This is a genomic window from Pseudomonas guariconensis, assembly GCF_015680235.1.
GTDB classification, from domain to species: domain Bacteria; phylum Pseudomonadota; class Gammaproteobacteria; order Pseudomonadales; family Pseudomonadaceae; genus Aquipseudomonas; species Aquipseudomonas guariconensis_A.
This window is the reverse complement of sequence record NZ_JADLJL010000002.1, coordinates 109,295-133,670: the sequence shown is the minus strand read 5'-3', so window position 1 is coordinate 133,670 and position 24,376 is coordinate 109,295. Positions and strand designations below refer to the sequence as shown.

The 24,376-nt window shown below is 59.5% G+C and carries 28 protein-coding genes and 3 pseudogenes; 2 read left to right on the top strand and 29 right to left on the bottom strand.

Annotated features, from left to right (window positions below; translation table 11 throughout):
* Nucleotides 1-93: 93 nt before the first annotated feature.
* The 3 genes and pseudogenes from IRZ56_RS02755 to IRZ56_RS02745 form a co-directional block, all read right to left on the bottom strand.
* Nucleotides 94-546 (bottom strand): hypothetical protein, encoded by a 453-nt coding sequence (locus IRZ56_RS02755; RefSeq protein WP_196143503.1) that lies wholly within the window; start codon nt 544-546, stop codon nt 94-96.
* Nucleotides 547-1,278: 732 nt separating this feature from the next.
* Nucleotides 1,279-1,578 (bottom strand): annotated as a pseudogene (locus IRZ56_RS23285) (peptidase M48, Ste24p); the annotation flags it as partial.
* Nucleotides 1,555-2,076 (bottom strand): annotated as a pseudogene (locus tag IRZ56_RS02745) (recombination protein NinG); the annotation flags it as partial. The pseudogenes IRZ56_RS02745 and IRZ56_RS23285, both read right to left, overlap by 24 nt.
* A gap of 5 nt (nt 2,077-2,081) precedes the next feature.
* On the opposite strand from IRZ56_RS02745, the pseudogene IRZ56_RS02740 reads away from it, so the two are divergent.
* Nucleotides 2,082-2,962, top strand: a pseudogene (locus IRZ56_RS02740) (tyrosine-type recombinase/integrase); the annotation flags it as partial.
* Between the two features lie 318 nt (nt 2,963-3,280).
* On the opposite strand, the gene IRZ56_RS02735 reads toward IRZ56_RS02740, so the two are convergent.
* The 14 genes from IRZ56_RS02735 to IRZ56_RS02670 all read right to left on the bottom strand — a co-directional run bounded on the left by IRZ56_RS02735 (nt 3,281) and on the right by IRZ56_RS02670 (nt 17,300).
* Nucleotides 3,281-3,541: a hypothetical protein gene (locus tag IRZ56_RS02735; protein ID WP_196143502.1), complete on the bottom strand. Its 261-nt coding sequence runs from the start codon at nt 3,539-3,541 to the stop codon at nt 3,281-3,283.
* Nucleotides 3,538-3,900: a hypothetical protein gene (locus IRZ56_RS02730; RefSeq protein WP_196143501.1), complete on the bottom strand. Its 363-nt coding sequence runs from the start codon at nt 3,898-3,900 to the stop codon at nt 3,538-3,540. Before IRZ56_RS02730 ends, IRZ56_RS02735 begins: the two co-directional genes overlap by 4 nt.
* Nucleotides 3,897-4,340: a structural protein P5 gene (locus IRZ56_RS02725; protein ID WP_196143500.1), complete on the bottom strand. Its 444-nt coding sequence runs from the start codon at nt 4,338-4,340 to the stop codon at nt 3,897-3,899. The genes IRZ56_RS02730 and IRZ56_RS02725 overlap by 4 nt, the downstream gene beginning before the upstream one ends.
* A gap of 58 nt (nt 4,341-4,398) precedes the next feature.
* Nucleotides 4,399-4,995, bottom strand: a complete 597-nt coding sequence (locus IRZ56_RS23235; RefSeq protein WP_328310685.1) for a tail fiber assembly protein — start codon at nt 4,993-4,995, stop codon at nt 4,399-4,401.
* Entirely contained in the window at nt 4,995-5,792 is a 798-nt protein-coding gene (locus IRZ56_RS02715) for a phage tail protein (RefSeq protein WP_196143617.1), read from the bottom strand. Before IRZ56_RS02715 ends, IRZ56_RS23235 begins: the two co-directional genes overlap by 1 nt.
* A gap of 21 nt (nt 5,793-5,813) precedes the next feature.
* Nucleotides 5,814-6,836 (bottom strand): hypothetical protein, encoded by a 1,023-nt coding sequence (locus IRZ56_RS02710; RefSeq protein ID WP_196143499.1) that lies wholly within the window; start codon nt 6,834-6,836, stop codon nt 5,814-5,816.
* On the bottom strand, nt 6,836-10,345 hold the full coding sequence (locus IRZ56_RS02705) for a phage tail tip fiber protein (protein WP_196143498.1): 3,510 nt from the start codon (nt 10,343-10,345) through the stop codon (nt 6,836-6,838). The genes IRZ56_RS02710 and IRZ56_RS02705 overlap by 1 nt, the downstream gene beginning before the upstream one ends.
* Nucleotides 10,345-10,743, bottom strand: a complete 399-nt coding sequence (locus IRZ56_RS02700; protein ID WP_196143497.1) for a DUF6950 family protein — start codon at nt 10,741-10,743, stop codon at nt 10,345-10,347. Before IRZ56_RS02700 ends, IRZ56_RS02705 begins: the two co-directional genes overlap by 1 nt.
* Nucleotides 10,744-10,745: 2 nt before the next feature.
* Nucleotides 10,746-11,348: a hypothetical protein gene (locus IRZ56_RS02695; RefSeq protein WP_196143496.1), complete on the bottom strand. Its 603-nt coding sequence runs from the start codon at nt 11,346-11,348 to the stop codon at nt 10,746-10,748.
* Nucleotides 11,348-11,932: a hypothetical protein gene (locus IRZ56_RS02690; RefSeq protein WP_196143495.1), complete on the bottom strand. Its 585-nt coding sequence runs from the start codon at nt 11,930-11,932 to the stop codon at nt 11,348-11,350. The genes IRZ56_RS02695 and IRZ56_RS02690 overlap by 1 nt, the downstream gene beginning before the upstream one ends.
* A 183-nt stretch (nt 11,933-12,115) precedes the next feature.
* Entirely contained in the window at nt 12,116-14,917 is a 2,802-nt protein-coding gene (locus IRZ56_RS02685) for a phage tail tape measure protein (RefSeq protein WP_230390321.1), read from the bottom strand.
* Between the two features lie 56 nt (nt 14,918-14,973).
* Nucleotides 14,974-15,249 (bottom strand): hypothetical protein, encoded by a 276-nt coding sequence (locus IRZ56_RS02680; protein ID WP_196143493.1) that lies wholly within the window; start codon nt 15,247-15,249, stop codon nt 14,974-14,976.
* Nucleotides 15,250-15,290: 41 nt separating this feature from the next.
* Nucleotides 15,291-16,277: a hypothetical protein gene (locus IRZ56_RS02675; protein WP_196143492.1), complete on the bottom strand. Its 987-nt coding sequence runs from the start codon at nt 16,275-16,277 to the stop codon at nt 15,291-15,293.
* Between the two features lie 123 nt (nt 16,278-16,400).
* Nucleotides 16,401-17,300: a hypothetical protein gene (locus IRZ56_RS02670; protein WP_196143491.1), complete on the bottom strand. Its 900-nt coding sequence runs from the start codon at nt 17,298-17,300 to the stop codon at nt 16,401-16,403.
* 245 nt (nt 17,301-17,545) lie between these two features.
* Here IRZ56_RS02670 and IRZ56_RS02665 point away from each other — a divergent pair, with 245 nt between their 5' ends.
* Nucleotides 17,546-17,791 (top strand): hypothetical protein, encoded by a 246-nt coding sequence (locus IRZ56_RS02665; RefSeq protein ID WP_196143490.1) that lies wholly within the window; start codon nt 17,546-17,548, stop codon nt 17,789-17,791.
* A 97-nt stretch (nt 17,792-17,888) separates the two neighbouring features.
* Here the strand turns inward: IRZ56_RS02665 and IRZ56_RS02660 are convergent, their stop codons facing one another.
* The 12 genes from IRZ56_RS02660 to IRZ56_RS02605 form a co-directional block, all read right to left on the bottom strand.
* Nucleotides 17,889-18,134, bottom strand: coding sequence for a DUF1799 domain-containing protein (locus IRZ56_RS02660; RefSeq protein ID WP_230390320.1), 246 nt, complete (start codon nt 18,132-18,134; stop codon nt 17,889-17,891).
* Between the two features lie 68 nt (nt 18,135-18,202).
* On the bottom strand, nt 18,203-18,586 hold the full coding sequence (locus IRZ56_RS02655; RefSeq protein WP_196143489.1) for a phage tail assembly chaperone: 384 nt from the start codon (nt 18,584-18,586) through the stop codon (nt 18,203-18,205).
* Nucleotides 18,587-18,595: 9 nt separating this feature from the next.
* Nucleotides 18,596-19,252: a phage tail protein gene (locus tag IRZ56_RS02650; protein ID WP_196143488.1), complete on the bottom strand. Its 657-nt coding sequence runs from the start codon at nt 19,250-19,252 to the stop codon at nt 18,596-18,598.
* Between the two features lie 65 nt (nt 19,253-19,317).
* Complete coding sequence (locus tag IRZ56_RS02645) at nt 19,318-19,521, bottom strand: hypothetical protein (protein ID WP_196143487.1); 204 nt, start codon at nt 19,519-19,521, stop codon at nt 19,318-19,320.
* Nucleotides 19,522-19,532: 11 nt separating this feature from the next.
* Nucleotides 19,533-19,961, bottom strand: coding sequence for a phage tail terminator-like protein (locus tag IRZ56_RS02640; protein ID WP_196143486.1), 429 nt, complete (start codon nt 19,959-19,961; stop codon nt 19,533-19,535).
* Nucleotides 19,958-20,632: a hypothetical protein gene (locus tag IRZ56_RS02635; RefSeq protein WP_196143485.1), complete on the bottom strand. Its 675-nt coding sequence runs from the start codon at nt 20,630-20,632 to the stop codon at nt 19,958-19,960. Before IRZ56_RS02635 ends, IRZ56_RS02640 begins: the two co-directional genes overlap by 4 nt.
* Nucleotide 20,633: 1 nt before the next feature.
* Entirely contained in the window at nt 20,634-21,026 is a 393-nt protein-coding gene (locus tag IRZ56_RS02630; RefSeq protein WP_196143484.1) for a hypothetical protein, read from the bottom strand.
* A 3-nt stretch (nt 21,027-21,029) separates the two neighbouring features.
* Nucleotides 21,030-21,407, bottom strand: a complete 378-nt coding sequence (locus tag IRZ56_RS02625) for a hypothetical protein (RefSeq protein ID WP_196143483.1) — start codon at nt 21,405-21,407, stop codon at nt 21,030-21,032.
* 3 nt (nt 21,408-21,410) lie between these two features.
* Nucleotides 21,411-21,848 carry a HeH/LEM domain-containing protein gene (locus tag IRZ56_RS02620; protein ID WP_196143482.1) on the bottom strand — a complete coding sequence of 146 codons (438 nt, stop codon included), beginning with the start codon at nt 21,846-21,848 and terminating at the stop codon, nt 21,411-21,413.
* A gap of 47 nt (nt 21,849-21,895) precedes the next feature.
* Nucleotides 21,896-22,873 (bottom strand): major capsid protein, encoded by a 978-nt coding sequence (locus IRZ56_RS02615; protein WP_196143481.1) that lies wholly within the window; start codon nt 22,871-22,873, stop codon nt 21,896-21,898.
* A gap of 3 nt (nt 22,874-22,876) precedes the next feature.
* Nucleotides 22,877-23,650, bottom strand: a complete 774-nt coding sequence (locus IRZ56_RS02610) for a hypothetical protein (RefSeq protein WP_196143480.1) — start codon at nt 23,648-23,650, stop codon at nt 22,877-22,879.
* Nucleotides 23,651-23,733: 83 nt separating this feature from the next.
* Nucleotides 23,734-24,348, bottom strand: a complete 615-nt coding sequence (locus IRZ56_RS02605) for a hypothetical protein (protein ID WP_196143479.1) — start codon at nt 24,346-24,348, stop codon at nt 23,734-23,736.
* Nucleotides 24,349-24,376 lie beyond the last annotated feature (28 nt).

Genomic DNA, 24,376 nt, shown 5'->3' with positions numbered 1-24,376 from the left:
TACAGTGACCAGATAGGCAGAAAGAATACCGAACGCCCATCTCAAGATGCGTTTCATCCGCGTGTCTGGCTGAACGTCAGGAAGCTGTTGGTTTTAGACATTCATTTGGCCAATGTTAGTGGCATTGATCGTGGTGCTTGCACTGGGCTGTGCAGACGACCCGGCCTCCTCTAGCCGTTGAAGTTCCCGCTTGACCCTCAGCCGCAGCGCCCTGGCGGATTTGGTCATATAGCTGGCAAAAATAGCTACAGCCAAAAGGCCCACCAAGCCCAAATTGCCGTAGCTCAGCGGGTCAGTGAGACTGACAGGCAACGCGCATTTCCAGATGAGGCCAATGTAGGGCACAGTGGCCCGATACAGCTCCAGGACGGCTTCGCTCAGCATCCAGAAAAGATGCCCTCCGATGGGAGCACCACTGAGCTCCCGCCCCTGCCAGTAAAAGAACGACAAGGCTGAAACTGCATAGAGAAGCAGCGTGCCTATTTTCAATGCATACCCAACGACGTAAAACGCTCGGTATTTAAGAATCGCCTCGTTCAACTTCATTCTCGCCCACCTTCTGGAACACCCCGCCTCTCACCATGATGAGCCGGACCTAGTGGTTATATCTCAGCACACCCATTCCGACTCAGCGCAATTTCTGTAGGAGCGGCCTTGTGCCGCGAAAGGGCCGCAAAGCGGCCCTAACGATGTATACCCACCGCCGCCATCCAGCCTGTCTCCATACAGACACCTTCACCACAAAAACAAACGCCCCCAGCATCAGCCGGAGGCGCTTGAAAACCCAAGTGTTCGCCGCTCAACCCCAACCAGGGCAACCAAACCGACCTACGCAACCCTACGCAGATCTCTGCCCGTAGCCTGGCCAGCCCTCATCAGTGAAGAACGACGAACCAGATGGAGCCTAGAAGGCCACTCAGCCCACCTCAACACCCATTCGAGGGGAATGCCGCCTTTCGGAAGCGTCCTACACCATCAGAAGAAATGCCGCACACCACCGATCCCCCTCTTGTAAAGCAGACGGCTCATACAAACCATGGGCTTGACCGTGTCTGGTCTCAGAACATGATCAATCAGTCTTCACCTGGCGGCGCTCGAGTGGCAGTCGCCACAGCTCAAAACGCTCCTCTCTTGCCCTGACATTGCCGGCGAAATGGTCATTCAGATGACTCGAGGTGAACACCAGATCGCCGTCTGGATGGATGGCTGGCGTGTCGGGCCAGTGCACGCCCTCGTCGCTGGCCAATAGCAACATGACGTTGGTGGCGGGGTCATAACCCCCTTGGCTCCGAACTGACCCACAAACGACTTCAGCGCCGGGATGATGTTCATTGCCAGAAGGCCTATCAGAAAGGCCACGCCGTATTGGGTTTCTCCGCTCGTGCCAAGGCTGAAGTAGCTGATGGCGAGCGGGGTGCAGAAGACTGCCGATGCGAAGCCGGTGAAGAAGGCGGCGACCGCCTGGCCCCGGGTGAGCCCTCGCAGGAAGGTCAGCGAGAGGATCGCTCCTGCGAAGCCACCAATGATCACGCCGTACTTCACCAGCAGGACGCCGGCGGTCGTGTCTTCGATGGTCAGGCGCTGGGGCTTATGAGGCCCTTCGAGCCATTCAGCCTGGTCTGCGCCGATGCGCTTTACCAAGCGAATGCGGTACTCGACCGCGTTACCGGACAAGTTTCGATTGCACTTCACGCACTGACGGTGGACGTTCAGCGGCTCAAAGCGCAGCTCCGGGCAGGCGCCCACCGACCGGTAATGGCCAGCGTCCCAGCGACTGCCGGTGATGAGGTCGTGGTCGCTTGGGTTCGAGTCGCAACTGATGCACGGCAGACCGGCGTCGCGCTCGCGGATGTAAGCATTGAACGCGGTCTGTGCCTCTGCCATGTGCTCACGGCGGGTCTTCAGCTTCTCCCGGCGCTCCTGCAGGTCTTGGCGTTTCTGCTTGGTGATGGCCTTGGCCGCAACCTTCTGCAGCTTCGGATCCTTGGCCATGGCCCTGGCACAGTCGATAATGCCGAGCTCGCGAGCGATCTGCTTGCCACTCTTCCCTGTTGCAGCGAGAACAACGCACTGCACTCCGCGCCGGGTTCCTTGCCACCTATGAGCGCGACGTGCTGCCGCCGCGCGAACTCGCAAAGGCAACCCTTGATCTATATGCGGTCAGGTTCAAGCAGATCCGAGGGACGTTCGGCGAGCACCCAATAGACCAGATCACCATCAGAATGATTGCCGAGTTCCTTGAGCCCCTCACCCCGAGGGCGAGTAACCAGGCTCGCGCAATTCTGATCGACCTTTTCAATCACGCCGCAGCAAAAGGCCTCTGCCCTGACAACCCTGCAGCCAACACGATTCCGAAGATCGAGAAGAAACAGCGCAAGCGACACACCGTGGAAGGACTGAAAGCAATCCATGACAAGTCCCCGCGCTGGCTGAAAAACGCTATCGATCTCGCGTTCATTACTGCACAACGGCGTGGCGACATCCTCGACATGAAATTCGAAGACGTGCGCGATGGCTATCTATATGTCGTACCAAACAAGACGGAGAAGGCTTCGGACGCTGGCTGGCTGAAGATCAAAGTCACCGACCCATTGAGCGAAGTGCTCACTCGATGCCGGGACGACATCCTGTCTCCATACCTGGTGCACCGTCGCCCGGAACGAAAAAAGAAACGAGAAGGGAAAGATCACTGGACGAAGGTTGACGAGAGGTTCCTCACTCGAGCCTTCAAAGATGCGAGGGATGCCGCTGGCTGCTATCGCCACCTCAAAGAGGAGGAGATGCCAGGGTTTCATGAATTGCGCGCCCTCTCCCTCCACTTGTACAAGCGGGCCGGGAAAGACGGTCAGAAGATCGCCGGGCATACCACCGAAGGCATGACCAGAAACTATCAAAAGGGCACGAAGATGTGGTGTGGTCCGAGGTCGATGCCGACCTGAATATCGGCGAAATCGCCGGATAGTTTTGCGCGCATTTTGCGCGGGTTTTGCGCACGACCGCCCATAAAAAAATCCAGACACTCGTAAGTATCTGGATTTCTTAGGGATTTTTGGTCGGGACGGAGTGATTCGAACACTCGACCCCTTGCACCCCATGCATGCCAATCCACGCAACGGCATGATAACACAGCACTTTTTGGAGCGCTCGCTGCAATCGACTGCCCATAGGTGCTGCCAAGTGTTCACGAGAGTCACGCATTTCTCACGCAGCCCCGGCTGCCCATCCCGGCGTTCTGCCGACCATTTCCCTTCCTTTATATAGCAACCCACAGGCGCGCCGATCACCGGCAGGCCTGGACTGCGGCAACTAGCTGCCGCTCGTAACCGATCCGCTGCAGCCGCTCGGCAAGCAAGGCGCGCACTTTAGTCTCTAAGTCGTCGGACTTGCTCAATCCATCAGCCGCCCAGGTAGGCACCGCAACCTCCGGCGCGCGACACGGCACCTGCACCGGAACCTCGACGCGCACATACTGGATCTGCGGCTCGACCCGGCCGGCGCATCCAGCCAACACCAGCGCGCTCAGGATCAGCAACGTCCTCATAGACCAAGCTCCTTGTCGATGATCGAGGTGGCGGCCGCGCACTGATCGCCGCCGGTGCGCTCCAGCTGCAAGCGGTTCGCCGCGGCGTAGTCGGCCTTGGCGCTGGACCTGGCATCCTTCACCGCCTGATCCGCCTTAGCCTGGCGTTCGTTCGCGGCCAGGGTCAGGTCGCCCAGGGCCTTGCCCTGCTCCGTGGCCAGGCCAGCCAGGTGGTCGCGCGCGGCTTTGCACGCGGCCACCTGGTTCTGCTCATCGTCGAGCAGCGGCCGGAAATGACTGTTGGTAGCCCAGGCGCCCACGGCCATGCCGAGCAGGACCAGCAGACAGGCGCCGGTTAGACGCAGAAACCAGGGGCTCATGCCAGAGCCCTCCGCACGCCCTCGTCGATCACCTCCGCCTCGTACGGGTTGCCGCCGTTCTCATGGATGATGATGCTCTCGACGAACACCCGCAGAGTGGCCGGGTCCTTGATGTTAATCGGGTCGGTGGTGCGTACGCCAAGGCGCTTTGCCACAGCTGAGGCGTAGGCCTGGGTGTCGTTCTCGTTCGCCGGCGCCCAGCGGTTGATTGTCTCCAGCACCGTGTCGATGCCCTTTCCGCCCACGCCGGGCATGCCGTCTTTGCCCCGGTAGTTGATGAGCAGCTTGCCCAGGGCGCGTATGCCATTTTCGGGCGTGTCGAAGCGGGCGAAGCGCGGCTTGCCGGGCCCTACCTCCAGGCCCAGCTGACCCACCCAGTCATTGCGGGGGTTGAAATCGATGTTCCCGGGGTTGTTATTGCGTACGCCGCGTGCGGTCATGGGTTTTCTCCAGGCAAAAAAATACCGGCTCTAGACCGGTCGGTTTCGTCCAGTTGGATCAGGCGGGCGGTACGGGCCAGGCGATTTCGCTGGGATAGCCTGGCTGGGTCGGAACACGGCTCAGCTCGACGCGGTAGCGCTTCCATGCAGTCAGCGAAGCGGCCTCGGCTTCGGTGGCCTCGCCAAGGTCAACGGCGTCCTGCAGTGGCGCGATCGAGCGGTCTGCCTCAGCGCGACGGGATGCAATCTCGGCTTGGACCTGAGCAAGATGTTGCTCTGCGGCCGCCTGGGCCTTGGCTTCTGCAGTTATCTCCTGGGACCAGTCGATAACACCAGCAACCACCTCTACCGTATCGCCAGGCTCAAGGCCAGGCAGGCGAACTGGACCGTCGGCAGGGTCGTGGATGTCAATCGGGAAGCGTGCGCTCTCCGGCGCGTCGGCATCGTGTGGCAGCATCAAGGTAACGACCAGGTCGCCATTGATGCGCTCAACAGGAGCAACGATGAAGGAACTGCTGATCGCCTCGGCTGGCAACGTCGAGCCGTCAGCGAGCCGTGAGAAGTCCAGAGAGACACCGTTGATTTCCAGCTGATCGCCAGCCTTGACCACTGCGAGAGGAAGGTCAGACCGAACCGGGGAAAGCTTGATGATCATTAGTACCACCTTCCAATTGCCATGGCTTGAATACCAAAATTCCCGGTGTAAGATGCTCCGCGAACTCCACGCATTTCAAAAACAGCAGATAAGGATCTACCGCCAATTGTAAACCAAATACCTCCAAAGTTTGATGCGATACAAGTAACAAACGGCAAATCTGGCCCTGAGAACGCGACCGGAAAAGTCCAAGAAACTCCCGGTGAGGCCGTAATAAATAATCCCGCGGGGCCTGCCGGCTGATCAATATTGACTCCCTCAAGATTATTCTTCCAGCAAATCATGGTTCCATCGGCATATTTTACATATGTGCCATTCGCATTCTTACCAGTTTCCATAATGGCACCCGTGGGCACTCCGCTGCTCTGGCTAACCGTACCGACGATATCGGCCACTGCCGCCGACTTCAGGCCCAGGCCGTTTCGTGCCGTCGCTTGAGTTGTGCCGCCAGTGCCACCCTTTGTCACCGGCACCACGTTTTCGGTCGACACGGAACCAAGTCCGGCCAGCGTCGAGCCCCAGGTGTTCGCGATGTCATTGAACTTGTCGGCAAGGGTCTTGGTGTATCCCTGCACCGGAGTGATGGCATAAGTGCCGCCGCTGACGGTAGCGCCTTTGTAGGCCGGCAAGATGCTCAGCACCGTAGCGCTGGCGATGTTGGTCACCTCGTACCAGGTGCCATCCGGGCCGAGCAGCGCATCGCCCACCCGGGCATTCGCTGAGAAGTTGGTGCCGGTACCGGTCACCGTCGTTTGGCCGGCCGTGATCGCGACCGTGCCTGTTCTATACCAGGGCATGGCTGTTTCCTTTGGAGAAAGTTAGAGGGGGCGCATTGGGCGGCCGGCGAAAACCGTTCTGCCGTTTACACCAGCGGCGCCTGTGCTTGAGTTGTAGGACCCTGCATAGGCCTGCAAAACAGTTCTGTTTCCGACAAGGAATCCTGCAGGGTTATCGTAGAACTCATAACCATCGAAAAAAGTCGGAAGCAGCGAAGAAGCAAGGAAGTAGTCGTTTACATTTCCCGTCCATGGCATCTGAAAACTAGACCAGTAGATTGTTGGGGTTTCCACCGGTGTTCCGGCAATAACAAACCTGTCTGAAGATGGCGCGCCGCCGCTCAACAGAATTAGGTTGTCATTGCTGTTGAACGTCCGCTCCGATGATTCACTCCTAATCCGGATTCCATAATCACTATCGACCGAACTTGGGGTTGAGGATCCAACCATCCAGTGGACGGTATAGAGAAGGTTGGCGAATGGGCCTCCAAACCAAGCGTCAACAGTGAAACCGGTCCAGGCCCCTGGCGAACCCAGCACGCGATACTTACACACCATCATTCCTGTATCGGAACGCAAGAAGACATATGGCTCTTCTGTAGTTCTAATTACAGATGGAAAATTTCCTTGGCCAGATAGGATGTAGTCACCGGGCCCTCGCCGCCCAAGAAGAAACGACCCTGATCCAGCAACACTCATAACCTTGTTGACGTTGTCGATCTGCACCAGATTGCTGTCGTTTCTAGCCCTTATTCCGTACTTGGTGGTCGTATCTGGAGCATCCCCATACGAAAGGACTTTGACGATCCATCTGTCGCTATAAGCCCGTCGAAGATGGAGTTGGCCAGGCGACCACCAAGCTTCCACGCTAACTGCATAGTTCGGCGTTGGTGGCTGCACGACCACAAACGACCCCGCCTTGATCTGCGGTATCGAGAAGTACTGGTCCCAGGCCCCATTCCCCTGCACCTGGGTCGTGTAGATCGACCGTAGCGCAGTCACCGACGTATCCAGCGTGACGACACCGGACGCATCCCGCGTCCGGCCTCCATACTGCACTGCCATCAGGTCAGCCTCCCCACTGCCGTACGCTCGATACCGTTGTTGTCGTAGACGTACAAGCCGTTGTTGTTCAGCAGAATCGAGCCATCGACCGACTGGCCGCGGATCGAGACAGCGCCGGTAACCATGTTCAGTTCGATCAACGGACGACCTTGTGAGTCGACTGCCTGTGAACGCAGCGTCATGCCCAGGATGATGTCGCGAATGAAGGCGGTGTTGATCACTGCAGAGTTGATGTAGACCTGGCCGCCCTGCACAACGAACGGCAGGATCAATTGACCACTGACTTCATCCACCACGCCAAAACGCTGCGCAAAGGCCAGAATCTCCGAGGTGTCGCCATCGGTGCCAACGGATAGGCCGGCCATGACCTTTCGGCCGCCGACGATGGTTTGCGCCTTGATCGTGGTCTGCGCACGAACTCGGCCGTCCACGCCGACAACAGCTTCGCTTACCGTCTGCACCGCAGCATTCGTCTGCCCAATCGAGGCCTCCAGCGTCTCCGACCGTTTCGCCTGAGCCTCTATAGCCGTCGCGCGCACCTTCGACTCATCCGCAATTTTCGCCGTGCTCTCCCAGGCCTTCAGTGCTCCTGACAGCGCTCCTTCACCGTTGTCGTCACGCTCACCCTGCGGCACTGTGAACGACGCTTCCATGTAACCGATACGAGCGCCGAGCGCCTGGTCAGCATCCGCGCGAGTGGCGGCCTCATCACTGATGGATGCCTCACGCAGCGCACGCTCCCCGGCAACAGCATCAGCACGGTCGGCCTTTTCCTGATTGAGCGCCGAATTCGTCGCGTCCACCCGGGAATTAACGGTCTCCAGGCGCGAAGCCGTCGACGATTCGTTGTCGGTGACAGTCTTTTCCAGCGCCGAGATACTGGCCGAATTGGCACCGACCTTAGTGCTCACATCCAGGAACCGGCTGGCCGTGGCCTGCTCGTTCGTGACCACCGTCCGCTCAAGGCTGCGGATGCTGCCCTTGTTCTCGCCGACACTGGCCTCAACCGTTGTCATCCGGCTGGCCATGGCCTCGTTCTGCGTTGCGCGGGTGCGTGACTCTTCCGAGACCTTCGCCAGGGTGTCCCAGCCCCGCAGGGCGTCGTTGAGCGCGCCCTCTCCGTTGTCATCGCGATAGGCCGACTGCACGGCCTGCAGCATGGCGGCGTTGACCGTCACCTTGCCGTCGATGGTGCTGATGTCGGTGGTGTTCTTGGCCACAGCCTGGGCCAGGCCATTTGCCGTCTCAGCGATGCTGCCGATATCCACCCAGTAGGTCGGGTTCGGCGGCGCATTGCTGCCGTTCGCAGCGGCAGGAACGTTGGCGATCGCCATGTACAGGCGCTGGCCACTGCGCACAGCGTCGTTCTTCAGGTAGGCATTGGTGGGCACGTATTCGAGCGGGTCGGTCAGCTCGGTGATCAGGTCCTCCAGCTCCTGCTTGGCCGCATCGATACGGCTATTCACCGAATCCGGCCCCTCGCCGGAAATCTTCTCGATCTCCGTCAGCAGCTCTTGGCCCAGCTGGCTTTCGCCGATCTTCCCAGCCAGAGCATCGAGGAACGTACTGACATCCGTCGACGTAGACGCCGGCACCTTCAAGAACCCACTCACCCCGTAGGCGTTCTTCGAGCGCACGAAGTAGTAGTAATTCGTGAAGAAGGCCAGTCCTGTATGGGTCAGGCTCATGCCCTGCCCCAGGTATTCCGCCTGCGCCGCAGGCGCCTGCGGGTCGAGGCTGAAGAAGTACTCGTAGGTGCCGCCGTTCAGGCCATGAAGAGAATTGCTCGGGAACAGCGTGATGCTGTCGATGCTCGACTGAACGACGCAGGCCTCAGGCACTGGCGGTCCGTCGATGTTGACGGTGATGCTCGCTTCGCCCGACCGGGCCAGCGGCCCAATGGCGGCCACGCTCATGGTGTAGCTGCCCGATGCCAGGCCAGACAATGGCAGTCGCAGCGTGGTAGCCGGGACCTGCTGGGCCTGCACCGCAGTGTTTCCCTGGCGCACAGTGACCGCGTAGCCGGTGACGGCGCCGGCAGGCTGCACCCAACTCAGTACGCCCTGGGTCACTTCGGCGGTGCCGTCAGCAATCCATACCAGGTTGGTGGGGCTGCCCAGGCCGCCGGCTGGTAGGCTGATGAAGCCGATCGGGTTGTATGGCTGACCCACGGCATCGTCGAACTGCGCGGCATCATATTGCTGCAACTGGGCGGTGCAACCTTCGTCGGTGCCCATGCTCCAGTTGGTGACGATGAATTCGCCCAAGATATTGAGCGACGGCAGGTTCACGCGCACGGCTCGCCCCGGCCGGCAGTTGTACCCGAGGAAGTTCATCGGCACGTTGATCGTACCGCCTGCTCGGCGCCGGCGAAGCTCAATGTTGGCCAGACGCTGGGCCTGATAAGCATCGGTGACGTACGAAAACGTCAGGGTTTCGGCCGCCTCACCACCGTCCGCGACAACCCATTCGGCGACGCTCACTTCAGGATAATCGGTCTCGGTCCATGACTGCGATGGATCGATGAAGGTGCCGCGCACCGTGTTGATCGCTGAATCATTCGTCGGTTCGGTGCTCCCTGTGATGGTGCCGATCACCATATCTTCGGTGATCTCGAAGTCATACGGACCGTAGTAGGCGCCCGCCTGGAACATCCAACGGCCGCCCACACGAATGGCCTTGCCACCGCACGCAGACTCTAGCTTCTGCAAAACGTTGGTGCGCTGCTCATCGGCGCCAATTACACAACTACTGCGATAGCGAGGGCTTGAGGAGCCGTCTGGGTTGCCGACCGACTCGTCACAGACGTTCGCGCCACTTGCAAAGGTCTCGAACACGATCTCATCGTCCGGCACGCCGCAGCGGTTTCGCAGGAACCACAAGATATGCAGCGCTGTATTCTCGGTGTAGACGGACATCCCGGTGCGCGGATCGTAGATATCGTTGCGGCCGCGCACAATGAAACGAGCATCTGGAATCCCAGAGGGGAACTTCTCAGCGCTGTACTTGAGAGAGAGGCGCACGAACGATAGCCCCCGGCCGATCTGCTCATTCTTCCAATCCGGGCAATTGGCCTTCAAGAAGGCGTTCACCTGGGCTGGGTTGACGACAAGCTCATAGGAAGCGTGCTCGCCAAAGGTACCTATCTCTTCTTCGCCAAGGTAAATCTTCTCCAGCCCGTCTACGGCGCCTTCGCACAAGACATAGACCAAATGCAGCCATTCGCCATCGGTTTGATCGCCAGCCTGCTCTTGCGCCCACACCAGCACCCCACCGGTGCTGACGCGACCTAAGATGAAGCGTGCAGGAGCCTTTGAGGAGCGGACAGTCTGCGCCGAAGGCTCGCTGTCGCGCAGAGGAGACTTAGTGTTCAGCTTCTCTTGCTGCTCAGCTGCATAGAAGGCCAGGCCTGCACCCATCAATGCTCCAAGCGGGTTGCCACCACTCGAAACAAACCCGACGACCGCGCCGACGGCGACCTGAGCAATTTTCTTGACGCCACCGGACATTATTCAACTCTCCAAACTGCAAGCGGTTCGCACACCACGCGGGCGACCCCGTCGTCAGTGGTAGCCCAGAACTCGTTTGCCCAGTACACAGCCATGGATCGGCCGCCAGGCGCTTCGTACATGGCGACATCGCCACGCTGGATGAATGCAGGCGAAACCCTGGTGAAGCAGGCATCCCAGGCCGCCTCAAGACTGCCGTGGTTCTTCTTCAGGGCGCGCTTGGCGCCTGCCTCGGTCTTGTAGGTGCCGCGATATGCTTGGGCCGGGTCCGTACCGCATACCGCCACCGCGCAATCCGCAGCGAACAGGCAGCAGTCGAATTCGCCCCATGAAAAAGGCCGCTCTAAGGCGGCCTTGATCACTTCGCTGAGGCGTGTGGTCCAGTCTCGGTAGCGCATGCCTATTTCTCGTAGGTGAACGTCGGGGCGTCTTTCTTGGAGCCCCAGTAGATGGGCCATTCCGACATTTGAGCGACGGCGTAGAAGAACCGATCCCCCTGGTGGCGGGCCCGGTGGTTTTCGTCGGTGAAGCGCTCGGTGCCCGTGCGGCTCCACTCGGCCATCCGATCAACGATCGGGACGGTGATCTTGTTGCCGTCCTCGCCGTTGCCGGCGTAGGAAAAGGTGGCCGCGTCCATGCGGCCGGAGAACAGGATGTCGGCGGCGTAGTTGCCCTGCTCGTCGAACACCACGAACAGGAGCTTGCCGGATCGCCCGCGGCATCCCCGGATGTTGGTCTCGGTGATGATGTAGCTGTCCAGGCCGTTCAGGGCCAGGTCAATCGACATGGGCGAGTTCGAGTTGTCGCTCTCCTGCGACTGCCCGACCTCGCCGAACTGCCCTACTCCCAGATACGTGATTCCGTCGATCACCAGGTCACCGGTCCCCGTATGCGCGTAGACCGGGCCGTCTTCGAAATCGAGCTGGCAGGCATACACGCTCAGGAATTTGCCGGTGGCGATGATATCGACCACGCTCTGGCTGAACGGGAATGTTGAGGGCATCAGAAGGCCTCCCTGAACTGGTAGCTTCCGTTCGACACAGCCTGGCGCACAGTCATGTTCCAGGTGTCTTGAGTCATGCGCATTTCGGAGTACGGGTTGAGATACTCGATAGCCGCACCAACCGCCAAGGTTTGGCGAATGCGCTTGTTCACCTGAACCACCGCCTGCCCCTGGGCGTTGGCCACGGCTGGCTTGATCACTTCGAACATCTCACCGCCGATCGTCATGTAATCGCCAATGGAAAACATCTGAGCGTTCGGCGTGGCGCCACCAACCTGAATGGAGCGTGACTGTGAAGGGCCGCTAACGACCTTCAGAGCCCCTACGCCATTACCGCGACGTCGGGTGAATGCCGGCACGTTGACCGTGCCGAACATTCCGTCCAGCTCCCCCAGGAACGATGTCAGCTGTCGCTCCTGCTTGCGCGTAAGCAATCCGAATGTGATGGTGCACTGCCAATAGGCGCCCGGCTGCCCAACAATCTGCTGGGCATTCGAGAGCGTCGAGGTGAAGGCGCGGCTGTTGTTTACCAAACCCCAGTTCATTTCAGACGGGCGCAGCGATGCCGGCCATGCTAGTGCCATGCGGTAACTCCTAGTGACTGGTCTTCCTTGCGCGGCGGTTACCGCGCGGGCTTTCTCGATTTCAGATCTGCCAGCACCAGGCGGTATCCCTCCTCGGCTCCCCGCCGTGCGGCTTTCTGGATTCGGGTCATGAAATCATCTGGCTGAGGCGTTTTCTGATTCGACATTTTCAGCTCCTATGGATCATCGACGCGCGATCAGCTGGCGGGCTGGGCCGTTGGTCTTCAGGTCGCGCAGGACAAGGTTGTAGCCGTCCTGCGCGCCCTTCTGAGCGGCCTGCTGGATGCGGGCCAGGGTGGCGTCGTCGGCAGTGCCTTGGACGCTAATGTGCTGGACGATCCCGGGCACCGAGCTGGCCGACGTGTCGGGCTGGGCGGCAGCCATTTGGGTAGCGGTCGAGGCGATCCGCGGTGTCACGAATCCGCCGGAGGCGTATCCCCTCAGGTTCAGGCCCTCTAAGTAGTTGCGCATGCCGGGCTGAGCCACGATCTCCTTACGCAAAACGAACTCACCGCCGTGCACAACGCCCTTCGGCTCGAACTTCCCGCCATCGCCGGTGTAGCCACCACCAGAAAATCCAGATCTAGAGATGGTTTCGCTGAAGCCAGTCATCGTCCCGGCGCCAGCGGACGAACCGCCGCCGCCCATGAAGCCGAACGCAGTACTAAGGAAGCCGGCCGCGGCCTGGCGTACCTGGATGCGGATCAGATCCTCTACCACGCCGTCAGCGAAATCCTTGAAGGACAACTTGCCGGTCTTCACGAAGTTGACCACGGCGTCTTCCATGTTGCCGAACGCATTGCTGAACAGCGTGCGCGTCTGCCCCGCCACGTCGCGGGCCTGTTCGAGGTAGGTAGCGAATGCCGATGAAGCGCCGTTCCTCCAGTCGCCCTGAGCTGCAGAGATCTTGTCGTAGTTGCCCACCACAGTTTCCCTGTACCTGTTCTCAGCCTCCTCGAGGATTGCCAGGTCGCGCTTGTAGTCCTCGGCGCTGTACTTGTCCGGCGCCGTGCGGCGACGATCCAGCAGAGTTTCACGCTTGCGGTTGAACTCGTCCGACACACCATCAAGCTCTCTCTGGAGCCCCGCCTGCCGATCACCCATACCAAGGGCAGCCGCAGCGCGATCACCTGCCGTAGCCCGAACCTGACGCTCACGCTCAAGCTGATCGGTGTAGGCCTGGACTGCAGCAGCTTGGCGCTTGAGCCGGCCTTCCTCGTTGGTGGCCAGCACCGCCAGCTCGGAGTCAGCATCCTTCTGTGCCTTGACCATGGCCGCGCGGGCATCGGCGATCTTCTGGTCAAGCTGAATGCGCTGCTGGGCGTTGGTGCTGCTCCGACCTTTGGCGTCCTCCAGGGCCTTGATTTCTGCCTCGTAGGCGTTGGTGACCTCGGCCTTCTGCTGTTCGATGATCGCGGCACGCTGTGAGGCGTACGACTCCTGCGAGATCAAGCCCGCTTTCTGCGCCGCGTCCAGCTCCTTCTGGTGGTTCTTGTACTCGGCCAGGATGGCGCTCAGCGCGTTTTTCTGGTAGTTGAAGCCGGAGAGGTCAACCGGCGATGAAGCCGTCTTGGGATCCTTGTACTGCTCTTCGATGTCGGCGCGAACGCGCGCAATGGTCTCCGGCTTGAGCCGTGCGTCATTGGGATCGGTTTTGCGAATTTTCTCCAGCGCGCGCTCGTATTTTTGCAAAGCGTCGGCGCGCTTCTCTGCATTCGTCCAGGCGGACTTTTCGAGAGTATCCACCTCGTGCATGGCGATGATCGAGTCACGCTGGCGCTTCCGGTAGTTCTCTTGTGCCTGGTCAATGGACTGTTGTGTCCTGAGCTGGTCTTGAAGGGCTTTGACGCGGCTCTGGGCTATTTCGCGCTCATCCTGGTTTCGCTTGCTGCTCGCAGCGATAGGGTTTTGCATTCGCTTGTCGATCTCGGCAAGCTCTCGTTGAGCATCCGAAAGCTGGCCTGCGATACCTTGCGTTCGACCAAATTCCGCTACAGCATCGCCGGCGTTTTTGGTCATGCTCCATACGCCACGCCAGGCGCGCTCGATGTATCCGAGATTCTCAGTAATTTCCTTTGAGCGGGAGCTGATCGTGTCCGCATATGTATCGGTAAGCAGCTTTGCAGCACCCACAGTGTCGCCCTGCTCCTTCAAAGCGACGATCTGCGAATAGGTCGCAGCGGTCAAAAAATTGTATTGCTCATTAAGCTTGCGAGCGGCATCAACGGGGTCTTTGCCGATTTCCACAAACTCAGCCACCGTCTCCTCAACTGCTCTTCCGGTTGCATCCTTCATTTCGAGTGCAGCCGTTGCGACTGTGCCCAGGCTATCGCCGGCGATCTTCCCGCTGCCTGCGAGCTGAGCCAATACCTCTGCCGCTGCTCCAGTGGTTCCAACCGTCACACTGATCTGCTTTGACAGGTCTGCCAAGGCGCCAACGTTGGTTCCAGCAGCGTTCCCCGTGAGCACTAGGGACTTTCGGAATTCATCCGCTTCCTGACTGCCCTTGTAGTAACCAACACCAAGCGTCGCGGCAGCCGCGGCAGCCAGCGTGAACGGGTTAACCAGTCCGGCAACATAGCCACCGAGGGCACGTGTCGCCGGCCCAATTCCGCCAAACATGTCCTTGAGCTGCCCGCCCTGCTGCAGCAGGACGGTGAACGGGTTCATCCCACCCTGCAGGGATACCACGATATCTGTGAACTGTGCGGGAACTCCACGCAGCGCGGCTGTATAGGCCTTCGTTGAAAGGCCCGCAGCCTGCGCCTGGCGCGAGTATGCATCCAGCGCCTGCTCCGCCTCTTTCCCGCTCGCGGCAAGGCTCTTGATGGACACGCCAGACGCCTTTGCCTGGGTGCTGACGCCAGCGGTAGATTTCTCGGCTCGATCCCCAGCCTGAGCCAGCTTATCGAGGTCTTGGGCAGCTGTAGCGGCTTCCCCTGACTCCACCTTGATACCAAGGACGGCAATATCACCCTGACTCATGGTTTCTCCGGGCATAAAAAAGCCCGCACATGGCGGGCTTGGGTTGATTCAGGCTCTTATTGGATTCCGCAGTTGATGCGGTCCACAGAGGTTTCATTTTCCCCTTCCAGGGCTACAACATTGGAGCCGTCCGGCATCCATGTAACCGTATATCGTTTGAAGCCGATGTAGCCACCGAACGCATTCTTGCCATTTACCTCACCGCAAACCCAGCCGCCCTTTTCGCTCCGCTCATTGCGGAACTGAGCCGACCCCGGGTCATTTAGCTTTTCTGCAACCGCCTCACGCGCCCTGTCGATGTCGCTCTTCCCACAGCCGGAAAGCACAATCATCGCAACCACTCCCCAAAGAAATCGCATCCCTACCTCGCCCTTCACTTCTTGGTGTTCATTAACCGGATCACCCGACACTTGATGCCAAGCGCCATAAGAATCGGCATTGTCAGCTTTTGACTGGCTGTGAGCCGATCCTTGACCTTGACCTCAACCATTTCTACCTCACGTCCATTTGTAAGCTCAAGATCAGGCCAGCCATGACTTAAGGTTCCGTCGAAGCGGGCATAGATTTCCAGAAGATCATGCCAGAAGCGAGACGGCACTGCGGACAGGTATTTTAGTGCGTCAAAACCTGCCTCTGGCGTCTTGGGCCACACACTGCCGTGCGCGGAACTTATCCTCATGAAATCGTCTTGCACACCGTATATCGGCTGATGGAGGCGCCACTCGATGAACTTGTGCATTTCATCAATCGGCCTCCTAGGTACGTCTCGCGTGTTGGCGAGGATTCCATCCAGGCCGATTGCAGTCATAGGAATCAAGTAATGAATTGCATGGCATAGCGGTGTGTTGACTGGGTCAACTCGATAGTAGGGATTTTTTTCGATTAAGTACGGGAGCAGGATTGCCCTGAAAAGACACCTGAGTGTGTTGCCCTCAGTGTGCGCTCCTGACCACCCATCTTTAGTCAGCAGCGACAGGGCTACCCCTTCCGGAGCCTGGCTGTAGGGAATGGCTACCTTTTCTTCTTTGATCGGCCACCCGCCTTCAGGAGCAGGGATGTTCACAATCGGCGGGTGTCGGGAGGCGTCATTACCTAAGCCGCGCCATCTGACAGTATCTGGATCAAATAAAGATCGAAGATATGCTTCGTCTTCGCCAGCGAATCGCATCGCGGAACGAAGGTAGAGCATCGCCCCGCCCTTGGTAACATTTTGCAGGGCGCCTGCACCATGCTTCCGTATGGTTTCCTCGATCTGCCTCTTATCCTCGAAAGTGAGCCTGTATGCCGCCGGGTCATACTCATGACTGATGGTGTCATCGGGACCGTATAGATACGGCTGAAGGAGGTCTAGCGGATTCACATCGAGAGCGTCCCTGTCTGCATGCAGGGCAATCTACCACCATCAGCAGGAAGGGCCAAAACCCGCGCAGGAATCAGCACGGCGCCAGACGCAAAAAGCCCAGCGTGGGGCTGGGCTTCCGAGTCACTCGACCAAACCGGTCACCAGTATTTTGACTGGGGTTAGTTTTTTGGCCTTGCCTTTCGGCTCGTAGATCACAACAACGTCAGCTCTGAGCTTGAACTTTCCGGCCACATCTTTCGGATCAATGTCTTCGGCAAGCTCGATCGGGATGCGACGATCAACCACGCCAGGGATTAGCCCACCCCAGCCACTGGTTTTGCTGTCCAGGTTGGTAGCTCGAATGTGAAGATCTACATCGGGAAGGCGATCTTCGATCTGGTCCCTCACAACATCTACGCTTGAAGGCGCTACCTGAACCGTCTCCTTGGGGATGACGATCTGCTCATGCCCGTCGAAAACCACCTGAGACTCTTTGTCGGTGCGAGCGGGAGCCATGAATCTCACGCTGTCCTTCGCAAGAGCCTTCTTATCCCTTATAGCTGCGTGAACCACTGCGGTGAATTGTTCCGGCGTCATGTTGACCTCGCCGGCACCAATGTTGATCACCACGTTGTTGTTAGCCTGAATCGTGGCGGCGGCTTCCGGGCTGTTTACGATCTTCGCTGCCGCGAATAGGCCGTACCCTACCATTCCCGCGATGACGGCGGTCAGAAGCGTGTTTCGCACCACGGGATGCTCCTTGAGTTTTTCCCTAATCGAGCCGAGAAACTTCTCCAGCTCCTCCTCATCCTTGAAAAACAGCTTGAGCAGATACTTCGCATCCAAGCTACCAGAGTGCAGCTCTTCAACGAAAACTTCAATGTGGTCAATTTCTGCGCCAGTCAGAGCGGAAAGGACCTGCGGGCTTTGCTTGATGATCCTCTCGAAGGCAAGCAACGAGGTAACCACATCGGCGATGGGAATCTCATTCTTTGTTGAGAAGTAAATCTCGTGGCTTGCTTCAAGCACCAACCCAGTCATCAACCCAGCTCCATGGTAAAAGGCGGCAGCATGGTAAAGGGTTGGAGGCACCGATGCCACTATTCCGATGGCATCCGCTGGGTTGATGTCGATGAGCGGTCAGACTGTCCACCCATCCACCATGGACGGAAATACAGTACGCGGGCTTGTCCGGGCCGTAGTAGCGTTGTGCCTCCCAACGAACCGCCCCGGTCCGCTGCCGGAAAGCCCATGGACTGGGGTATTAATGATCCAGGAGGATCAACATGAGCGAACAACGCGTAATCACTCCCTTCGAGCTCGGCGTATGCGCTGCACTTCAGGTAATCGGCACATCCCTCGCAACTCTGGACCCTTCGCTGCGCAGCAAGATTGAAGACACAGCGAAAACTCTGATCGCCGCCATGCCAGCCGACAAATCCATCATCAAGGATCGGTCCGCGCATCACTTGCCTCTCGAATCTTTGATTCAAGGTCTTTTCCCAGAGCGGAGTTCAAAATCTGACGTGTAACCCACGACAGGAGTTTCCCGGCGTCTTCGTGGCCCGGGAAACAATTTTTGGCTGAGCTCATGATTTCTCCTGCGGCCTTTCCGCGTTAGTTGTTGCCCTACTTCGCAGCCTCAGCCATCACGGCTAGGGCCTCATTTTCCATAACGCGCAGATCGGGAAACGCCTCTTCAAGACCTCTGCGCTTGATCCCGATCATCTTGGCGGTGCCTGGGATGGCCGTGTAGTCGAGACCTGAAGGCCCGCCGGGGCCAAGCCGCCATTGAGTACCCAAAGCCTCAAACAAGCAGAAGGCCGGCCACACATCTGGCCAGACTTCCACGTCCTCGACTTCGATGTCCTCCAAGGTGAGCCCAAGGAAGGCCAACTGCTCGGCGGACGGGCCCGACTCGTACAGGGCCCGCGCCGCCGCCTTCAGTTTCCCAGGCGTGCCGGGTTGTAGGCTTCCTGGTAGGCGTCGAGAACGGCTTGCGGCGCGCCGACACAGGTGGTCACCAGATCGTGGATTGCTTGGTCGGTGAACTTGTCGTCGAAGCCCCAGCCGGCGGTGACGGCCTTGATCTGCTCGGCCTGCAGTTGAACCTGGCCGGATGTGAACTGCTCGAGGCTCGCGCCTTCGGCCTTGCACTTCTCGGCGTGTTCTTCGAAGGCCTGGTTCCAGCCGTCGTAAAGTTTGGCCAGGGCGGTGCGATCGAAGTAGCGGAATGTGAACTCCACCGCCACCGGGTCGCCGCCCACGCGCGGGATCTTCACCTCGGCGGTGAACGTGGGGTTCTGCGCGATCTTGATCTTCGGCATATCGGCTCCTTAGGCGGCCAGGTAACGCAGAGGGCGACCGGACAGACCGACACTGATGGTGCGGGTCATGATGTTGTTCCGCTCCATGGTCGGAGTGGTAGTGATGCTGACGTAGCCCGGGTAGAGGATCTGGTCGCCGTTGCGTAGCTTCAGGCGGACCACGGTCAGCTCCTTTGACTCGTCGAACCCTTCGACGGCGCCAACATAGGCAGCCGCCGGCTGGTCCTCGACCACAATGGCAAGATTCAGCGGGTTGCGGTTGGTCGGGAACTGGCGATCGTCATCGTCTTCCAGATAGCCGACAGTGGCGAACTGCTGCTCACTGCCAGATGGAGTGAAGCCGGTCACTTTCGAGATCTGCACCCAGTCGGTGACCGGGATCACAGAGCCCAGGCCTGCGCCAGGGGTGAAGATCTCAGCGCTGGAGGTGCTGATGCCGCCCAGTCCGAAGCTGTCCGTCAGGGGGTTTACCACGCGCGCGGCTCGATCGGTGAGCTTGGCCCAGCCGGAGTCGATCAGCACCACATCGTCAGCGGTCAGGTCGTGGCCTACAGCGCTGAGCACTGGCGGCGCAGCGTTGGTGATTGCGGTGAATGGAATTGCGGTCCCCAGGGTAGCGGCGATCTCAACGATAGCCCCGTTCGGCAGCGGGAAGCGTGCGGCCATGGTGTTTTCCTCTTGGGTAGAAACGAAAAAGCCCGCACGCGGCGGGCTGGTTGAGTTGGCGACCCTCAGAGGTCGAGCGTTACGTTTACGGTGCCAATGGACCTCGGCGGTGCTTCTTCGTCTACTGCGTGAGCACGGAACACGCTCACATCGATAGCGGCGACATCGATGCCCGTCTCGCTGCGGAACAGCTCTATCTCAGAGCGAATGGACTCGCGAATGGAGTGTTCCAATGCGCGCTTTCGTCCAGGCAGATCACGAATATCCATGGTTTCTCCTGCTATACCCCAACGGTCTGTTGGTCCGCGACTCCGCGGTAGGTGAAGCTGGCCGGGACCGTGTAGGTCGCCGACTCGGTGATGGTTGGGCCCTGGTCGACTGGTTCGGTGACTAGGCCCTCGAATCCGTTGCGGCTGAGTTCCGAATCCACCCGGAAGAGGCTCGAAAGCTCGTCAACCAGCGTCTCGGCGATTACCAGAGGCTGGCCAGCCGGGCAAACGATGCTTACCTGATACACGCCGATGTACTCGTAGGCATCACCGCCCAGGTAGCGGCAAGTTGTGCTAGCCGGCAGCTGGAACGCCTGTAGGTAGGTCTCGCCCGGCTGGGCCTCGAAGCCCTGCTCGAAGTTGGCCACCCGGATCGGGCGCGCTGTGGCCCAGGCCATCAGCTTGATCTCGATGGCCTGGCGGGCCTTTGCTTGGCTCATACGCTGTTGTTCCTGATGGCTTCGTCGACAATGCGCTGGAAGTTGGCCAGGGTGACCCGGACCATGCCGGCCGGCGCCTGGGTTGAGTGGCCGTACTCGAGCGGGACCGCATACGCCAGGTTGTTCACGATGTAGGCCGTCTGCCCGATGGTGAGCGCCTGCACCTGGGTGATGAGCGCGGCAATGGCTTCACTGCCCGACGGGTCGATGCGGTCGAGCTCTTCGGTCGCCGGCGAATCGATGGAGAACTGCCAGTTACCCCGGAACCGACCGCCGACATAGCCCTGGCCCGCTACGAGGCCATTGGTGGCGAAGTTCTGCTCGCGCTCGGTCTTGGTGAGGGGCTTGGCGTACTTCACGCCTTTGCGAAGATTTCCGGCCTTGGTGAAGTTGTCCTGGTTCAGGTTGATCAGTGTGTTGCGCACAGCGACCTTGAAGTCGTAGTCGTCGGCAGCCTTGGTTGCCTTGGCCCGGTGAGCGACGTTGGCCGCCCACAGCTCCGGATTGCCGACCGGCGACATGCGTATCACGCTGCTGCCGATCTCGATCACAATCTCGCGGAAGGTGGCGTCCAGGGCGTGCTCTGCCTGCTCGGCGAACGCCCGAATTGCCTCAGCGAAGCCGCCCTGCTCGCCGCCGTATCGCTGGGCCATGTGTGATCCGCGCGCCATATCACTTCCTCAGCTGGATGGTCCAAGTGGCCTGGGCAGGATCCTCCGACACATTGAGTGCGCGGTAGCCGCTCACCTGGTCGCCGATCTTGGGTAGCGCAGGGACATCGGTTACAGCGCCTGCCTGGCCCTCGAACAATTCGTTCTGCAGCACCAGGAGCTTCACGTCCTCGGTCTGGATGCGCGCGCCATCGATTTCCTTGGTCAGGTAGCTGCTGAACACGCCGCGCCCGGTGTAATAAATGGTCGAGGCCGGGACGGTGCCGCCGATCTCGGGGTCATATCCGCCCTTGACCGTGCGACTCCCTGCAACAGTCTTTACCGCATCGGCCAGGCCGTCTGGATCGTCAAACGCCTCCGCCAGCTCGGCCTGAAGTTCTTCGCGCATGCCCATGGGTCAGCTCCTCTTGAGCATTACGGTGCCCGCGCGGCGGGTCCAGGGCGCGATGAGGTCGAGGGCGAAATTCTCGCCAGCGGAGCGATCGACAGACCCGGCGACATAGGTCTTGCTGGTCGACGTACCAGCCTGGGCAGACACGGTCTTGCTCTGCACCTCGCGCTGGGTGTCCTTGTAGAGCTTGCCTTCGGCGGCGAGCTTGGCGACCTGCGCGCCAGCGGTCACGATGGCATCCGGCACCGGAATGGGTACCGCCCGCTTGATCTTGGCTGTGAGCCAGGCATTGGCCATGTTCACGGCAAGGACTGCATCACCGGCACCAGCCCACCCCTGGCCAAGCTTTTCGTCAACGTCAGCGACAGTGATGAAGTCGGTCATGGCTTAGTCCTTCGGAATCAGGGCCTGCAGCTCGGGCTTGTTGAGGGCTGGATCGAAGGTAATGCCCTGGGCCGTCAACCACTCTTTGAGTTCCGGCACCTTCATCTTGTGAGGGTCGGTCTCGGGAGCGCCGTCGCCTTCCTCCTCCAGCGCTTTGGCGATCTCTGCCGCAGTACTGGTGGCGGCATAGCCAGCAGGTGGGTACGCCGAGGCCTTGTAACCCTCCGCTACCCACTGGGCGATGGTCGGGCCGTCCAGGCGCAGGCCTTCTTCGATCTCGCTTACGCTGATGCCCTGTCGCTGGTAAGCCTCACTGATGTGCGGGGCATCGCCCTGCACGGAAACCGACTTAGCTCCGTCGATAACGCCGAAGAACTGGTCCAGGCGGCGATAGCAGGTGCCGCGCTCGCTGCCTGGAGTATTGGTGTAAATGACTTTCATGGTGAGCTCCTGCGCAGGGCGCCTGGTCGGCGCCCCGCATCATGGGGTCAAGGGGTGGCGGTGCCGCTGATGACCGCGGCGAACGGAACCTGCTTGCGGTCGAACACGCGCTTCCAGTTGGCCGCAGCGGCGTACTGGGTGGCGGTCGGGCTCAAGTTGCGGTTGTCGCTGCCCTGCCAGCTGAAGCCGGCCGGCTGCAGGATGTAAGTCTTGCGCTCCCACAACACCTCGGCGCCGCCGCCATTACCGCCATCCGGCTTGCGCTGCATCTCGACCGGCATGTGCGGGCTGCCCTCGCCGTAGCCGAATGCGCCCTGACCGAAGAACAGCGACAGGTACTGTCCAGGGGCGTAGATCAAGCCGTCATCCATGAAGACCGGCTTGCCCAGGTAGGTCGCCAGGATGATCTTGCCCTGCGAGTCGCGCAGATACTCGATCATGTCCTGCTTCACCATTTGGTTCATCACGACCGAGTGCACACCGATTGCGGCGAACATGTCGGCAGCGTCACCAGCGGTAAAAGCAGCGTCTTGGAAGGCGTTTGCGCTGATCGATGCGCCCGCATCCTTCACCATGTCGCCGCCGTTGTTGGCGATGTTAGATGCAATCACGCCGCGGGCTGCGCCCATCAGGTAACGCTGCCACTGGCGGGTCCAGTAGGTACCGAAGCGGTTGCGGATGTGCTGCATCGGCTCGGAGTTGGCCAGCTCAGCGGTCAAGTCGGAGACACCGTAGCCTTTATTGAGATACAGGGTCCGGGCACGCATGCTGCCCTGCTCGGCCTTGCCAACCTCTCCCAGGTCGTCTGGATCGTCATTGGAGATGTTCGGCGCCTCATCGGCGTCGAGATCCTGCCAGTAGCTGATCTCGGAAGTGCCTTGGCCGTTCTTGGCGATGCCGTCCAGAGTCGCGGATCGGGTGATGATGCCGGACTCGTAGACGGCGGTCTTCTCTGGGGAGTTCACCGGCTCCAGAGTGCCGTAGTAGTCGGCAACGAAGATGTCCGACAGTTGGGTAGATGCCATGGGTTAGGTTCCTCGGGTGGCTTGGAGTTTTTTGTACGCGTCGGGGTTGTCACGGGCGATCGCAGCGCGCTCCGCCTCGGTGTACTCGCCCCATTTCTTCGTGGCCTTGCCACCGTTGTCGCCGGTCTGCCCGGCACCCTGGGCCCTTGGCCACAGGTGGGAAGCGGTCTCGCGCAGCGATTCCGCCCATTCGAGGGGAGACAGTGGGGATTTGCCGTCCTTGCCGTAGATGACTTCGCCATTACGGTCAAAGGCGACAGGCTCCCCGTCTTCGCTCAGTTTGAAGGTGCCTCGGGCGCGGAGGATGATGTCCTCGGCCGCCTCGGGCAGCGCGCCGGCCTTGATGGCGGCTGCGCGGATGGAGTCAGCCAGCACCTTGTCGCTGTACTTAGCCGCGAAGGCTTCGGCCTTGTCGGCGCGCTCGTTGGCGGCCTTGACCTGCTTGTCCAGGTCGGTGCGCAGGCGCTCGGTGCGCCGGCTGATTACCTCGTCCAGCTTGCCCTCGGCGATCAGCCTGGTCTCTTCGTCCTGACCGGCCTTGGCCAGCAGGCCCTTGACAGCCTCGATGTCCAGGCCGTCGAACTGACCTTTCAGTTTGTCCAGCTCGGCCTTGATGGTCTTGTTGGAGCCGATCAGCTCCTGATTCTTGGTCTTGAGGCCCGAGACCTCACCGTCCAGGAATTTCTGCACCTCGCCGCCCAGTGCTGCCTTCAGAGCGGCGGTTTGAGTGTCGTCGAGAGTGAGGCCGTGGGCGGCCGGGTCGAAGTCAAAAGGCATGTGGCTATCCCCTGGGGACTGGTGGGCCCGCCTTGCGGGCATAAAAAACCCGGCGATAGCCGGGCCGGTTCTGAAAATAGAAACTAAAAAAGAGCTTCGACCGAAATCGATTCCCGCTTTGCAGCTTCTCGAAGCGCTTTTAACACTGGACCATCAAAGCTAAAACGGAACACATCCACAGAGGTGATAACCTCTATTGCCAAATCGTCGAGACGTGCACATTGGAGAGAGTTGATCGCCATTAGCAACTGACGCATGTGTCTAACATTCCACTCATATTGCAGGTCATCTTTGAAGTGCAAATAGACTGGCATTTTTGCTTCAGTTCCTGATGGGTCATGCCCGAACATTGTAATTGCTCGACCATCCGGCCTAGAAATGAGAACGCTTTTCACCTTTGCGTTAAAGTGCCCAAGAGATGTAAAGCGTATAGCGATGTGCGAGCTCGAAGCTCCCTGTTCAATCTCAAACCTATCATGCTCCTGAGCTGCTCGTTGCCTTTCGTCTCTTCTGGACAAGTAGAGCGTAGTGATAACGGCCAGCAACGCGCCGCCACCGGAGAACCAATCCCCCCAACTACCCCAGTTAGGCACGAATCTGATTGTCGAGGATGGGTTGTAATGGATTCCTACTGTCAAACCCAAGAGCCCAGTAATCACTAAGCAAGTAACAAAAATTATGATGTAAATCCAAATCATCGCCGCCTCCCTTGAACAAAGGATGGCA

Bases quoted from the DNA above. Each gene is read 5' to 3' on its own strand.
- IRZ56_RS02670 (WP_196143491.1), bottom strand. From the start codon at position 17,300: ATGACTGGGTTGGTGCTTGAAGCAAGCCACGAGATTTACTTCTCAACA.
- IRZ56_RS02640 (WP_196143486.1), bottom strand. From the start codon at position 19,961: ATGAGCCAAGCAAAGGCCCGCCAGGCCATCGAGATCAAGCTGATGGCC.
- IRZ56_RS02650 (WP_196143488.1), bottom strand. From the start codon at position 19,252: ATGGCCGCACGCTTCCCGCTGCCGAACGGGGCTATCGTTGAGATCGCC.
- IRZ56_RS02680 (WP_196143493.1), bottom strand. From the start codon at position 15,249: ATGATTGTGCTTTCCGGCTGTGGGAAGAGCGACATCGACAGGGCGCGT.
- IRZ56_RS02635 (WP_196143485.1), bottom strand. From the start codon at position 20,632: ATGGCGCGCGGATCACACATGGCCCAGCGATACGGCGGCGAGCAGGGC.
- IRZ56_RS02755 (WP_196143503.1), bottom strand. From the start codon at position 546: ATGAAGTTGAACGAGGCGATTCTTAAATACCGAGCGTTTTACGTCGTT.
- IRZ56_RS02685 (WP_230390321.1), bottom strand. From the start codon at position 14,917: ATGAGTCAGGGTGATATTGCCGTCCTTGGTATCAAGGTGGAGTCAGGG.
- IRZ56_RS02655 (WP_196143489.1), bottom strand. From the start codon at position 18,586: ATGCCGAAGATCAAGATCGCGCAGAACCCCACGTTCACCGCCGAGGTG.
- IRZ56_RS02710 (WP_196143499.1), bottom strand. From the start codon at position 6,836: ATGGCAGTGCAGTATGGAGGCCGGACGCGGGATGCGTCCGGTGTCGTC.
- IRZ56_RS02610 (WP_196143480.1), bottom strand. From the start codon at position 23,650: ATGCCTTTTGACTTCGACCCGGCCGCCCACGGCCTCACTCTCGACGAC.
- IRZ56_RS02645 (WP_196143487.1), bottom strand. From the start codon at position 19,521: ATGGATATTCGTGATCTGCCTGGACGAAAGCGCGCATTGGAACACTCC.
- IRZ56_RS02725 (WP_196143500.1), bottom strand. From the start codon at position 4,340: ATGACCGCACGCGGCGTACGCAATAACAACCCCGGGAACATCGATTTC.
- IRZ56_RS02690 (WP_196143495.1), bottom strand. From the start codon at position 11,932: ATGGCACTAGCATGGCCGGCATCGCTGCGCCCGTCTGAAATGAACTGG.
- IRZ56_RS02700 (WP_196143497.1), bottom strand. From the start codon at position 10,743: ATGCGCTACCGAGACTGGACCACACGCCTCAGCGAAGTGATCAAGGCC.
- IRZ56_RS23235 (WP_328310685.1), bottom strand. From the start codon at position 4,995: ATGATCATCAAGCTTTCCCCGGTTCGGTCTGACCTTCCTCTCGCAGTG.
- IRZ56_RS02730 (WP_196143501.1), bottom strand. From the start codon at position 3,900: ATGAGCCCCTGGTTTCTGCGTCTAACCGGCGCCTGTCTGCTGGTCCTG.
- IRZ56_RS02665 (WP_196143490.1), top strand. From the start codon at position 17,546: ATGAGCGAACAACGCGTAATCACTCCCTTCGAGCTCGGCGTATGCGCT.
- IRZ56_RS02695 (WP_196143496.1), bottom strand. From the start codon at position 11,348: ATGCCCTCAACATTCCCGTTCAGCCAGAGCGTGGTCGATATCATCGCC.
- IRZ56_RS02620 (WP_196143482.1), bottom strand. From the start codon at position 21,848: ATGAAAGTCATTTACACCAATACTCCAGGCAGCGAGCGCGGCACCTGC.
- IRZ56_RS02735 (WP_196143502.1), bottom strand. From the start codon at position 3,541: ATGAGGACGTTGCTGATCCTGAGCGCGCTGGTGTTGGCTGGATGCGCC.
- IRZ56_RS02615 (WP_196143481.1), bottom strand. From the start codon at position 22,873: ATGGCATCTACCCAACTGTCGGACATCTTCGTTGCCGACTACTACGGC.
- IRZ56_RS02625 (WP_196143483.1), bottom strand. From the start codon at position 21,407: ATGACCGACTTCATCACTGTCGCTGACGTTGACGAAAAGCTTGGCCAG.
- IRZ56_RS02715 (WP_196143617.1), bottom strand. From the start codon at position 5,792: ATGCCCTGGTATAGAACAGGCACGGTCGCGATCACGGCCGGCCAAACG.
- IRZ56_RS02705 (WP_196143498.1), bottom strand. From the start codon at position 10,345: ATGTCCGGTGGCGTCAAGAAAATTGCTCAGGTCGCCGTCGGCGCGGTC.
- IRZ56_RS02605 (WP_196143479.1), bottom strand. From the start codon at position 24,348: ATGATTTGGATTTACATCATAATTTTTGTTACTTGCTTAGTGATTACT.
- IRZ56_RS02630 (WP_196143484.1), bottom strand. From the start codon at position 21,026: ATGGGCATGCGCGAAGAACTTCAGGCCGAGCTGGCGGAGGCGTTTGAC.